At 33.9% G+C, this 11,993-nt stretch carries 13 protein-coding genes, 2 tRNA genes and 1 pseudogene; 15 read left to right on the top strand and 1 reads right to left on the bottom strand.

The window, feature by feature from the left end:
• Positions 1-5: 5 nt before the first annotated feature.
• Positions 6-1,520: a GH3 auxin-responsive promoter family protein gene (locus AB4865_RS06560; protein ID WP_372472484.1), complete on the bottom strand. Its 1,515-nt coding sequence runs from the start codon at positions 1,518-1,520 to the stop codon at positions 6-8.
• Positions 1,521-2,136: 616 nt separating this feature from the next.
• Between AB4865_RS06560 and AB4865_RS06565 the strand changes: the two genes are divergently transcribed.
• From AB4865_RS06565 to AB4865_RS06635, 15 genes and pseudogenes are all read left to right on the top strand, one after another.
• On the top strand, positions 2,137-2,934 hold the full coding sequence (locus tag AB4865_RS06565; protein WP_372472485.1) for a DUF2797 domain-containing protein: 798 nt from the start codon (positions 2,137-2,139) through the stop codon (positions 2,932-2,934).
• 2 nt (positions 2,935-2,936) lie between these two features.
• Positions 2,937-3,263, top strand: coding sequence for a nucleotide pyrophosphohydrolase (locus AB4865_RS06570; protein WP_372472486.1), 327 nt, complete (start codon positions 2,937-2,939; stop codon positions 3,261-3,263).
• Between the two features lie 122 nt (positions 3,264-3,385).
• Entirely contained in the window at positions 3,386-4,615 is a 1,230-nt protein-coding gene (locus tag AB4865_RS06575) for a 3-phosphoshikimate 1-carboxyvinyltransferase (RefSeq protein ID WP_372472487.1), read from the top strand.
• Between the two features lie 334 nt (positions 4,616-4,949).
• Positions 4,950-5,246: a hypothetical protein gene (locus AB4865_RS06580; RefSeq protein WP_372472488.1), complete on the top strand. Its 297-nt coding sequence runs from the start codon at positions 4,950-4,952 to the stop codon at positions 5,244-5,246.
• A 30-nt stretch (positions 5,247-5,276) separates the two neighbouring features.
• Positions 5,277-6,232, top strand: a pseudogene (gene msrB, locus AB4865_RS06585) (peptide-methionine (R)-S-oxide reductase MsrB).
• Between the two features lie 111 nt (positions 6,233-6,343).
• Positions 6,344-6,979 carry a peroxiredoxin gene (locus AB4865_RS06590; RefSeq protein ID WP_372472489.1) on the top strand — a complete coding sequence of 212 codons (636 nt, stop codon included), beginning with the start codon at positions 6,344-6,346 and terminating at the stop codon, positions 6,977-6,979.
• A gap of 151 nt (positions 6,980-7,130) precedes the next feature.
• Positions 7,131-7,439: a thioredoxin family protein gene (locus AB4865_RS06595; RefSeq protein WP_372472490.1), complete on the top strand. Its 309-nt coding sequence runs from the start codon at positions 7,131-7,133 to the stop codon at positions 7,437-7,439.
• 3 nt (positions 7,440-7,442) lie between these two features.
• Positions 7,443-7,700 carry a hypothetical protein gene (locus tag AB4865_RS06600; protein ID WP_372472491.1) on the top strand — a complete coding sequence of 86 codons (258 nt, stop codon included), beginning with the start codon at positions 7,443-7,445 and terminating at the stop codon, positions 7,698-7,700.
• Between the two features lie 109 nt (positions 7,701-7,809).
• Positions 7,810-8,250 (top strand): PaaI family thioesterase, encoded by a 441-nt coding sequence (locus AB4865_RS06605; RefSeq protein ID WP_372472492.1) that lies wholly within the window; start codon positions 7,810-7,812, stop codon positions 8,248-8,250.
• Entirely contained in the window at positions 8,234-9,298 is a 1,065-nt protein-coding gene (locus AB4865_RS06610) for an isochorismate synthase (protein ID WP_372472493.1), read from the top strand. The genes AB4865_RS06605 and AB4865_RS06610 overlap by 17 nt, the downstream gene beginning before the upstream one ends.
• 149 nt (positions 9,299-9,447) lie before the next feature.
• Entirely contained in the window at positions 9,448-10,167 is a 720-nt protein-coding gene (gene bshB1 / locus AB4865_RS06615) for a bacillithiol biosynthesis deacetylase BshB1 (protein ID WP_372472494.1), read from the top strand.
• Positions 10,168-10,363: 196 nt separating this feature from the next.
• A tRNA-His gene (locus AB4865_RS06620) sits at positions 10,364-10,437 on the top strand.
• Positions 10,438-10,483: 46 nt separating this feature from the next.
• Positions 10,484-10,557, top strand: a tRNA-His gene (locus AB4865_RS06625).
• A gap of 103 nt (positions 10,558-10,660) precedes the next feature.
• Positions 10,661-11,689 (top strand): hypothetical protein, encoded by a 1,029-nt coding sequence (locus AB4865_RS06630; protein ID WP_372472495.1) that lies wholly within the window; start codon positions 10,661-10,663, stop codon positions 11,687-11,689.
• A gap of 16 nt (positions 11,690-11,705) precedes the next feature.
• Positions 11,706-11,981: a T9SS type A sorting domain-containing protein gene (locus AB4865_RS06635; RefSeq protein ID WP_372472496.1), complete on the top strand. Its 276-nt coding sequence runs from the start codon at positions 11,706-11,708 to the stop codon at positions 11,979-11,981.
• The last annotated feature ends 12 nt before the right edge of the window (positions 11,982-11,993 follow it).

Below are 11,993 nucleotides of genomic sequence, written 5' to 3' on the forward strand. Positions count from 1 at the left end.
TTATTTTAGTTGTTATTTTTGATTAATTGTTCTAAAAAATCTCGCAGGTTAGACAATCTTGGTATTTTGTTTTGTCCGCCCAATTTTCCTTGTTCGTTTAGCCAATCGTGAAAGAGATTTTTTCGTGCTACATTCAATTTCAAAGGATTCAAAGTCATATTATTATATCGTTTGGCTTCGTAATCCGAATTGATCGCTTGTAAATTTCGGTCTAAAATTACGGAAAATTCTTCAATATCTTTCGGATTTTCTATAAATTCTATCATCCATTCGTGAGCTCCTTTTTCTTTTCCTTGCATAAACACAGGTGCTACGGTATATTCCAATACTTTTACGCCAAATTTTTCGCAAGTTTGTGCCAGTGCTTTGTCGGTATTTTCTATCATCAATTCTTCGCCAAATACATTGATGTAGTGCTTGGTGCGTCCTGTGATTTTAATGCGGTACGGATGGGCTGAAGTAAATCGCACGGTATCGCCCAGTAAATACCTCCACAAACCTCCATTGGTTGTAATCAGCACGGCATAATTTACACCAAGTTGTATCTCGTTGATGGTTACTACTTTTTGATTAGAACTTCCGAAACTATCCATTGGGATAAATTCGTAGAAAATACCATAATCGAGCATCAACAACATATCATCGGCTCCGTTTCTATCTTGAATGGCAAAAAATCCTTCCGATGCGTTGTAGGTTTCGTAATACCTGAAATTTTCGGACGGAAAAAGTTTTTTGTATTGGTCTCGATAGGGTTCAAAACTCACTCCTCCGTGAAAATACACTTCGGCATGTGGCCAAATTTCTAGCAAATTGTTTTTGCCTGTGGTTTCGAGCATTTGATTGAGCATCACCAACATCCACGAAGGCACTCCCACCAAACTGGTAACATCTACTTTGCGTGTTTCTTCGATAATGGCTTTCATTTTTTCGTTCCATTCGCTCATCAGAGAAACTTTATTTGAGGGCGTAGAGCTAAATTCTGCCCAAAAAGGCAAATTGTCTATCAAAATTGCCGACAAATCACCGAAAAAAGTATTGTGTTCTTCGTACAATTCTTTGCTACCTCCCAAACGCAAACTCTTACCTGTAAATAATTTAGAATTTTCGTTGTTGTTGAGATACAAGCAAAGCATATCTTTACCCGCTTTGTAATGACAATTTTCGAGAGCGTCATTGCTCACAGGGATAAATTTTGACTTTGCATTGGTAGTACCGCTCGATTTTGCAAACCATTTGATAGGTTCGTGCCACAAAATATTGTTTTCTCCTTTGCGAGTTCGGGTAATCAAAGGTTCTAAATCTTCATACGAATGAATAGGAACATTTCGAGCAAAATCTTCATAAGACTTGAAAGATTCAAATCCGTATTTTTTTCCAATTTCTGTATGTTGAGCCATTGAAATCAGTGTAGTAAGTACTTCTCTTTGAACTTCATTTGGATATTTCAAAAACAATTCAATCTGATGAATGCGTTTTTTCAAAAACCAAGATGCAATCGAGTTTAATATTGATAATGCCATTTCTTTACCATGTGTTTACAAAGTATTTTTCAAAAATAGTGATTATTCTTGTATTATTTTATAATTTTACGACAAATATTTATATTCTCTCGCAGATTCCACAGATAAACACAGATTTTGTTTGAAATTTTTGCTCACGCAGATTGAATAGATTTATTTTCTTTGTGTCGATTTGATTTTCGTAGTTTTTTTGATAAATCAAAAAAAACTAACTTACGAAGTTTTGTTATACACAATAGACACTGTTTCCCCCAAGTTTACACTTGGGGTTACACAAAGTTCGACACTCCTTGTCGCCAACTGAGCAAAGTCTCCGAAGATTTGGAGGAGAGTATGTGCATCGAAATTCCGCAAAGCAACTCGGAAAATTGAACAGTGAATAACCCAATGTGTCAGCTTTTGGAAAAATATCACAAATGCCTATATTCCGTAGGGAGTACGGTACAAAAATAAATATCAATAATTCGATTTTATCTCCGAAAGTTTGATTTTTATTATAAATCAGTTAAGAAAGATTTGATACTAATTTACTTCGTACTTTTCGGCAAAGTATAGGGTCGTGTAATAAAATAATTAATGAAAATTTTTGTAATTCGTGGCTAAAAAGTAAAAAAAAATGATTTTTGAAGGTATATTAAAAAAAATGGATACTGTTCTCGATGAACAGGTAAATTATTTTCTATTTAAAGACAGTGGTTTACTGCATGTAAATCAGTTGATTGATAGGAAAATATCACTAAAACATACGGGCTTTTGTTGTCTGAATTGCGGACAGGAAAAAAAAATCTTTCGTCAAGGGTTTTGTTACGACTGTTTTATGACCAGTCCGGCAGTGGGAGATTGGATTATGCATCCAGAGTTGAGCAAGGCTCATTTGGGCATTGCCGACCGTGATTTGGCTTACGAACAACGCGTACAATTGCAACCGCATATTGTGTATTTTGCTGCAGCAAGTGATGTGAAAATCGGTGTAACTCGCAAGACTCAAATGCCTACTCGTTGGATAGACCAAGGGGCTCATTTGGCATTGCCGATAGTCGAAGTTCCTAATCGTTATTTAGCTGGTATTACGGAAGTTGCCTTAAAAAAACATTATTCCGATAAAACCAATTGGCGAAAAATGCTTCAAAATGATATTATTTCTTTAGATAGTGAATTATTGTTAAATCAAGTGCAACCGCTATTGCCTCAAGAAGTAGTTCCATATTTTGAAAACACCATTCACAATACACTGGAAATCAAATACCCAGTAAAACAATATCCAACCAAAGTAAACAGTTTGAGTTTAGAAAAAACACCAGAATTTGGTGGAGTATTAAAAGGTATCAAAGGACAATATTTGATATTTGAAGACGGAGGCGTATTCAATGTACGCACATTCGAAGGGTATAAAGTACAACTAACAATAGAATAAAAATGAACATCAAAAACGCACAAATCGAAGTAGATAATTGGATAAAAGAACACGGCGTTCGTTATTTCAACGAATTGACCAACATGGCTCAATTGACAGAAGAAGTAGGAGAAGTAGCTCGTATTATTGCTCGTAGATATGGCGAACAATCTGAGAAAGAAAGTGATAAAAACAAAGATTTAGGAGAAGAATTAGCAGATGTATTGTTTGTATTGTTGTGTTTGGCAAATCAAACCGGTGTAGATTTACAAGAGTCTTTTGATAAAAAAATGGTTTTGAAAACCAAACGCGACCACGACAGACACCATAATAATAAAAAATTACTGTAGGGGCAAATCGCAATTCGCCAATTAACGCAATTTGCCCATTATTGCAAATCATCAATTAACTCAATTTGTTCATACAACAAAAACCGAAGGTTAAAAATAATCAATGTTAATTCGTGTAATTCGTGGCTAAAAACATCATCCTTCTTCAAAAAATCAAAATAAAAAGCAATCATTCAGTAGTCATTGGAGGGTCGAAATCCGAGACCAATCGATTGCTGTTGCTTCAGGCGTTGTATCCGTCGTTGGAATTGGAAAATATTTCCGAATCAGACGATAGCCAAGTAATGCAAATCGCTTTACAATCAGACTATTACTCAATTGATATAGGTCATGCAGGAACTGCTATGCGTTTTCTCACAGCATATTTTGCTTCGCAACAAGGAAAAGAAGTGATTTTAACAGGTTCGAAGCGAATGAAACAACGACCGATTAAAATTTTGGTCGAAGCCTTACAATCCTTAGGGGCAGATATCGAATATTTAGAAAATGATGGGTGTCCGCCGTTGAAAATTAACGGAAAAAAGATAGAAAAATCTGAAATCACCATCGATGCTTCGGTGAGTAGTCAGTATATTTCAGCTTTGTTGTTGATAGCTCCAAGTTTGCCAAATGGATTGAAAATCAAATTACAAGGGGAATGTACATCGTTGCCTTATTTGAAAATGACCACGCAAATTTTGGAAGATTTGGGAGTGGAATTGAATTTTTCAAATGATGAAGTTCAAGTTTTTCCATGTAAAAATATTTCTAAAAAACAATTTATGATAGAATCCGATTGGTCGTCGGCTTCGTATTATTTTTCATTGGTTGCACTGAGTGAAATAGGAACTACTATTCATATCCAATCATTCAAAGTAAATAGTTTACAAGGCGATAAGATATTAATTGAATTGTATCAAAACTTTGGCGTTTCAACTCATTTTGAAGGGAATAATCTGATTTTAGAAAAAACACATCAACCAGAGATTAAACATTTTTCAGTTGATTGTACAGCATTTCCAGATTTGGCTCAAACACTTATGGTAACTTGTTTGGGATTGCAAATTACAGCAAAATTTACAGGATTGCATACCTTAAAAATAAAGGAAACCGATCGCATCGAAGCAATGGCAACCGAATTGAGAAAATTTGGTTTGGAAGTCGCAACCACCACAAATTCATTAGAGATTTTGAACACCGTTTCCTTTACAGACAATCAACAAACGATAGATACTTATCACGACCACCGTATGGCATTGGCATTTGCACCTTTGTGTTTGAAAACGCCAATTCAAATCAATGATGCTGAAGTGGTAAGCAAGTCGTATCCCGATTTTTGGAAGGATTTGGAGAGAATTTTATTTGTTGAATAAATGAAACGATTTATCTATATCATTTTCTTTATTATAGCAATCTCCATTTACATTTTACAAAAAATGGAAATTGCTTTACATCCATTGATCAATAATTATGTAAATGATTTTTTGAGTATTCCCTTGGTTTTGAAAATTTCTCAATTAATCTGTGAAAAATTTATTTACCAAAAAAAAATCAACTTTACTTTCTCATTGATTATTGCCATATGTATGTATTGGAGTTTGCTTTTTGAAGTGATTTTTTCTAAAATTTTATCCCGATATACTACTGATTATTTAGATATTTTTGCGTACTTTGTGGGGGGAATCGTTTATTATCTTATCGAAAAATATGAAAATAATAAAATGTTCAAAATGCAATGAATTTAGCAAAACTGAACCTTATTGCGAACATTGCAATCAATTACTTTTTACCGAAGAAACGAGAAAACAAGAGGTGTTACAATCGCACAACGAACGATTGGCAAAACCCAAAGTGGATCATCCAGTGCTAAAGGCGGTAAAAGCCATGCAAAATCATAGATTTTTTGTAGTGCAAATGATAGGGCATCTGTTGTATGGGATTGGTTTTGTTGTATTTTCGATTATTTCTTTTATAGCTTGGTTGGTTGCAGCGATTGCGGCTTGATTTTCAATAAAGTAAACAAACTAAAACTTTATGAATACAAAATACATTTACTTTGCAGGAGGGTGTTTTTGGGAAACCGAACATTTTTTCAAACAAATAAGAGGTGTCGTTTTCACTCAAGTGGGGTATGCTAATGGGAAACAGAATATCCAACCTATGAGGAAGTTGATACCGATACTATAGGTTATGCAGAGGTGGTAAAAGTGGGAGACAATCCAGAAGAAATTACGCTCCAATTACTGATTGATTTATTTTTTAAAACCATAGACCCTACAAGTCTCAATCAACAAGGAAATGACATTGGAACGCGTTATCGCACAGGAATTTATTATACAATAGAAGAAGAAAGAGAAATTATTTATCAAAAAAACAAGCATTTATCTGTGCTTTATGATGAACCTATAGTAATACAAAATCTTCCGTTAAAAAGCTATTATTCAGCCGAAGAGTATCATCAAGATTATTTATACAAAAATCCATCGGGCTATTGTCATATCGACCCACAATTGTTTCAAATGGAAAAAGCTGCAAATCACAAAAAAGCAAATTATTTCAAACCATCTTATGAGGTTTTGAAAGAGAAACTTACGTCTTTACAATACGAAGTTACTCAAAATAGTGCTACAGAATATGCCTTTGAAAATAAATATTGGAATGAGTTTAGACCTGGAATATATGTCGATGTTACCACAGGTGAACCACTTTTTGTATATTCTGATAAGTTTGAATCTGGGTGTGGATGGCCGAGTTTTGCAAAACCAATAAATAAAGAACTCATCAAAGAAGTGTTGGACAAATCGTACCGTATGTTGCGTACAGAAGTTCGCAGTATGTTGGGAGATGCACGTTTGGGGCATGTCTTTACCGATGGTCCAGAAGAATTAGGAGGCTATCGTTATTGTATCAATAGTGCGTCATTGTGTTTTATACCTTTAGAAGAAATAGATCAAGAAAGGTATGCAGTCTATAAAAATTTGGTGGTATAAATAAAATCTATAGTAGAATAAAAAAAATCAATCAATTTTTATAGTTTACCATATAGATTGCCCTTATCTTTACAGTGTAAAAAAAATAGTAATCATATAAAAATAAAAATTATGGCATTAGTAGGAAAACAATTCCCAAACATCACAGTAGATGCAATTTCTGAAATGGGCGACAATTTGAGAATCAATGTATTGGAAGAAGCAACAAAAAACAATAAAAAAGTATTGTTGTTTTGGTATCCAAAAGATTTCACATTTGTATGTCCTACAGAGTTGCACGCTTTCCAGTCAGCTTTAGGAGAATTTGAAAAAAGAAACACAATCGTAATCGGTGCATCTTGTGATACAAACGAAGTACACTTTGCATGGTTAAACACTCCAAAAAATCAAGGAGGAATCGAAGGTGTAACTTACCCATTATTGGCAGATACTACAAGAAACTTGTCAAACGCATTGGGAATCTTGGATGTAGAAGAAGTATATTGCGAAGAAACAGACACAGTATTGTTGGAAGGGTCTAATGTAACTTTTAGAGCTACTTTCTTGATCGACGAAACAGGGAAAGTATTCCACGAAGCAGTAAACGATATGCCTTTGGGAAGAAATGTAAACGAATTCTTGAGAATGATTGATGCATACTCTCACGTACAATCTCACGGAGAAGTTTGTCCTGCAAACTGGGAAGCTGGTAAAGAAGCTATGAACGCAAACAGAAACTCTACAGCTGAATATTTAGCTAAACACTAATTTATAGACTTTTTGTAATATTGTAAAATGTATATTGTAAATTGTTTGTAACAAGCAATATACATTTTACTGTTACAAGATATTAAATAGTTACTTAATACTTTGTACATAAAACTTTGTACTCAGTACTTACTACTTAAAAATATTTGCCATGTTAATCGAATTATCACAAGACAATCTACAAGAAATCATTTCACAAAATCCTAAAGTAGCTGTACAATTTTCAGCATCATGGTGTGGAAACTGCCGTATTATGAAGCCAAAATTTAAGAAATTGTCAACAGAAAAAGAAGATATTACATTTGTAATTGTAGATGCAGAGCAATTTACAGAATCTCGTAAATTGGCTAATGTTTCCAACTTGCCTACATTCGCAATTTTTGTTGACGGAAAATTGGTAAACGAAACTCAAACAAACAAAGCTGAGGTATTAAACGACTTAATCAACGAAATTGCATAAGTTATGAAATTACCTATTATCAAACATTTGACTCAGTTTATTGAAGAAAACGACCAAGATTATGTAGTAGAAGCCATCGAAGTATTGGAAGCACTTACCGAAGTTCCATCGTTGAAAGATGAAGAACTCGATGTAATCGGCGAACTAATCAGTAATATGTACGGTGCTATCGAAGTAGATAAATTGGTAAAAGAAGGAACTCCTAAAAAAGAAGCTTTAAATGCATTTATGCAAAGAGTGTTAGGTTCAATTGATAAATAAACTATTTCATTATTCTAAAAACTATCCAAACGATTGGGTAGTTTTTTTGTTTTTAAGCGTGATTTTTAGAAAAAAAGAAAGTATTTTTGTACTAATTAGAAAAAAAAGTATGCAAAATATAGATAAAACCTCGTTATTGGAAAAAATCAATGCGTACAACAAAAACACATTGATGGAAACACTCGAAATTGAATTTGTAGAAATAGGTGATGACTATCTAAAAGCCAAAATGCCTGTAAATCCTCGTGTACATCAACCGATGGGTTTGTTGCACGGTGGGGCAAATTTGGCTTTGGCTGAAAGCGTGGGTAGTTGTGCGTCCATTTTGTTTGTTGATGTTACAAAATTTGACATTCGAGGGATTGAAATTTCGGGAACTCATGTAAAAAGCAAACGCGAAGGAACGGTCTATGCCACAGCAAAATTGGTTCACAAAGGTCGTACGCTGCATTTGTTTGAAATCAATATTACCGACGAAAACGACCAGTTGATTTCCAAATGCAAATTGACGAATATTATCTTACCCAAACGCAATGAAACTAAATTGTAGAGTAGAGGAGGCACTTTTGCACAATCGCCCGTTTGTCTTGTATCGAAAACCAAATGAAACTCAAATAAATGCTTGGTTTCAAAATACTGATAAATTGGTGCAATTTGCTGATTTTATAGAAAATAGTTTTGTGTTTGCTCCATTTGCTTTGGATGAAAAAATCTATTTTTTGCAGAAAGATTGTGAAATTTTTCAAGAAGAAATCAATTTTTTAGTTGAAAATAATCAACAAAAAGTAAACGATTTTCCTACGATTAAAAATGAAGAAAATATAAAAAAACAACATATTTCTTTAGTAGAAAAAGCCGTTTCTTCCATAAAAAACGACGAATTTTCAAAGGTAGTTTTGGCTCGAAAGGAAGAAGTTTCGGTTGAAAAAAATGATTTTTTCTTTTATTATCAACGATTGTTACAAAATTATCCTACCGCCTTTGTGTATTGGTGGTTTCATCCTAAAGTGGGAATGTGGATGGGAGCAACGCCCGAATTATTGCTCGAAAATCAAAATCAAACAGTAAAAACGGTCGCTTTGGCAGGAACCATTTCGGCAATTGGAAAAAATAAAGAGGAAATCGTTTGGGGAGAAAAAGAAAAAGCCGAACAACAAATCGTAACGGATTTTATTGTAAATGTGTTGAATGCTCATTGTGAAACGGTAACAACCTCTCAAGTTTATACCCATCAAGCAGGAAATTTATTTCATTTGAAAACTGATATTCAAGGGGAAATTTCGGATGAAAAACAATTGGAATTTATTGTAAAAGATTTACATCCAACCCCAGCACTATGTGGTTTTCCCAAAGAAAAAGCCAAAGAATTTATCTTACAAAACGAAGGATTTGATAGAGAGTTTTACGGTGGATTTTTAGGCGAATATCAAATCAAAGAAAAACAAACACAACTATTTGTCAATCTGCGTTGTATGCAATTGGTGGAAAATAGAGCGTATATATACATAGGAGGAGGTATCAATGTGGAAAGTATCCCAGTAAACGAATACGAAGAAACGGTAAATAAATCAAAAACTATTAAAAAAGCGTTGAATTAATTTTAGTTTTACTATGGAGGTTATCTCGATTTTAAGTGCTATTTTTTTAATCATTTCAAAAAAATCTGTGCCAATCTGCGAAATCTGCGAGAGAAACTGGACTTTTAAAAAAGTCGGAAAATGTATGTAACAATTAAAAAAGTGTAATTATGAAATTAGATATATTAGCCTTTGGAGCCCATCCAGACGATGTAGAATTGGGATGTGGAGGCACGATTGCCAAAGAAGTTTCTTTGGGTAAAAAAGTGGGAATCATCGATTTAACCCAAGGAGAGTTGGGAACGCGTGGTTCGAAAGAATTGCGAAAAATAGAAGCTGATAATGCTGCTAAAATTTTGAATATTTCAGCCAGAGAAAATCTGAAATTCAAAGATGGATTTTTTGTAAATGACGAAGTTCATCAGTTGGAAGTTATTAAAAAAATCAGAAAATATCAACCCGAAATTGTGATTTGCAATTCGATTAGAGATCGTCATATCGACCACGGAAAGGGAAGTAAATTGGTATCGGATGCTTGTTTTTTATCGGGATTAATCAAAATCGAAACTCGAGATGAAGAAGGCAATCTTCAAGCATCATGGCGACCAAAAGTGGTGTATCACTATATACAATGGGAAGACATCAGACCCGATTTTGTGGTGGATATTTCAGGATTTATGCAGCAAAAAATTGATTCTGTAATGGCGTATAGTTCACAGTTTTACAATCCAGAATCCAACGAACCGATTTCTCCCATTGCAACCAAAAATTTCACCGAAAGTATCGAATACAGAGCCAAAGATTTGGGAAGATTGGTGTTTGTAGATTATGCCGAAGGATTTACCGTTGAGCGATACCCAGCAGTGAATAGTTTGGGGGATTTGATTTGAAAATGAGCTAATTTGGATCCCACATTGGGCGGGACAGGAATTTGGAGATTTGTTGGGGAATTTAGGAGAAAAATTTTCAATAGGAGAAAATAATGCATACAGCTTCCTTCCTCTTTTTTAGCTTTTGACAAAAAAACAAAAAAATACTTGCATTGTATTTAAAAAGGTTGTACATTTGCACTCGTAAAAATACACGGTGGTTGTAGCTCAGTTGGTTAGAGCGTCGGATTGTGGTTCCGAAGGTCGTGGGTTCGAGACCCATCATCCACCCAAAAAGCTTTGAGTTGAGCTTTACAAACAACAGACTCTATACACGGTGGTTGTAGCTCAGTTGGTTAGAGCGTCGGATTGTGGTTCCGAAGGTCGTGGGTTCGAGACCCATCATCCACCCTGCAAACTGTCTAAACGATGTTTAGGCAGTTTTTTTTATTCCTTTTTGTAAAAAGTATACACTTATTTCCTAAATTTGTAAAAATATTTAACATTTTAAACAATGAAAAAACACAATTTCATTTTTTCGTTTTTGTTGTTTTTTGTTATGACGATTTGTGGTTTCAGTCAAGAGACAACTAATGCTTTTTTTCAACCTAAATATTGGTTGCAAAATTTCACTTCTTCTACAGATGCAAATCATTTGTTAAATGGTCATGCACCTTTACAATTGTCAAAAGATAAAATTTGGACTACTTATGATAAACTTAGACACACCAATCAATTGTTTGTAGTGGTAAAAAGCAACGAAGAATTGCCTGTTTTATTTGTTTTGGGGAATAAAAAGAATTTCTTTTTACAATCGTCCAGTTTTCAATTGGATTATGAACGTAATTATTCTATAAAACAATTTCAACCCACAGGAGAATTGTTGGATTTTTTTCTCACAGACTTTGGAAAAAATCAATTATGGATTGTTCCTAATGACAATTTTCAATTATATGAATTGATTATCGATTCATCTGTTACTCCTAAGAATGTAAATGAAATTCGTACCTATTTATCCATAAAATATGGAATTAATTTGCTGGAAACCAATCAGTATTATTATAATGGAATAAATTTGTGGGAAAAAGATTCTAATGATAAAAACATTTTTGGATTGGCAGTCTTTGATAAATATGTGTTGAAACAATTGAGTAGTACTCATTCTAGAACACAGGATATTTCACTTTCATTTTCAGAATCGATAGAACGCAAAAAATTAAGCGACGGAAGTTGTATTTTATTGGGAACAAATGAAAAAGACTATCAATTTAGAGAGGATGTATGCGAAAAACAATGGACGCTTCAATCGACACTATCAACTAAAATAGATTGGCAATGGCATATTTCTCAAAAAGAAGCATCTACACAGGTGGATTATTATTTGCTTGTTGATAAAAAAGAATATCAAGGAAAAGCTTACAGACAACAAAGTGGTTTTTCAAGAAATAGATGTACATATAGGAAAACAAAACATACAATTGATAAGAAAAAATGCCAAAAGAATAGAGGAGGTAAAAAAAGATCTGGAGGAAGCAATTGTTGAAAAAACGGAACAATCATTGGTTCATAAATTTGAAAATCACTCCAGTTGGACAGTACATCCCAATCCGTCAAAAACATCGAGTGATATCTATTGCCGATTCGATTTTCCAGAAAATAAAAAAGTACGATTGGCGATTTATCAAACTGACGGACGATTTATAAAACAGTTTTCAGAAATAAACACAGCCACACAGCCAACATTTGTATTTCAGTTGGATACCGTAGGTAGCTATATGCTCATTGCCTATTTTGAAGATAGAGTTGAGTTGAGGAAAATTGTGGTTTTAGATTGATTTTTTTAACAC

It is taken from the genome of Capnocytophaga sp. ARDL2 (assembly GCF_041530365.1).
Lineage (GTDB): Bacteria > Bacteroidota > Bacteroidia > Flavobacteriales > Flavobacteriaceae > Flavobacterium.

Coding starts and splice junctions, on each gene's coding strand:
- AB4865_RS06600 (WP_372472491.1), top strand. CDS start 7,443: ATGAAATTACCTATTATCAAACATTTGACTCAGTTTATTGAAGAAAAC.
- AB4865_RS06630 (WP_372472495.1), top strand. CDS start 10,661: ATGAAAAAACACAATTTCATTTTTTCGTTTTTGTTGTTTTTTGTTATG.
- AB4865_RS06590 (WP_372472489.1), top strand. CDS start 6,344: ATGGCATTAGTAGGAAAACAATTCCCAAACATCACAGTAGATGCAATT.
- AB4865_RS06560 (WP_372472484.1), bottom strand. CDS start 1,520: ATGGCATTATCAATATTAAACTCGATTGCATCTTGGTTTTTGAAAAAA.
- AB4865_RS06580 (WP_372472488.1), top strand. CDS start 4,950: ATGAAAATAATAAAATGTTCAAAATGCAATGAATTTAGCAAAACTGAA.
- AB4865_RS06565 (WP_372472485.1), top strand. CDS start 2,137: ATGATTTTTGAAGGTATATTAAAAAAAATGGATACTGTTCTCGATGAA.
- bshB1 (WP_372472494.1), top strand. CDS start 9,448: ATGAAATTAGATATATTAGCCTTTGGAGCCCATCCAGACGATGTAGAA.
- AB4865_RS06610 (WP_372472493.1), top strand. CDS start 8,234: ATGAAACTAAATTGTAGAGTAGAGGAGGCACTTTTGCACAATCGCCCG.
- AB4865_RS06605 (WP_372472492.1), top strand. CDS start 7,810: ATGCAAAATATAGATAAAACCTCGTTATTGGAAAAAATCAATGCGTAC.
- AB4865_RS06595 (WP_372472490.1), top strand. CDS start 7,131: ATGTTAATCGAATTATCACAAGACAATCTACAAGAAATCATTTCACAA.
- AB4865_RS06570 (WP_372472486.1), top strand. CDS start 2,937: ATGAACATCAAAAACGCACAAATCGAAGTAGATAATTGGATAAAAGAA.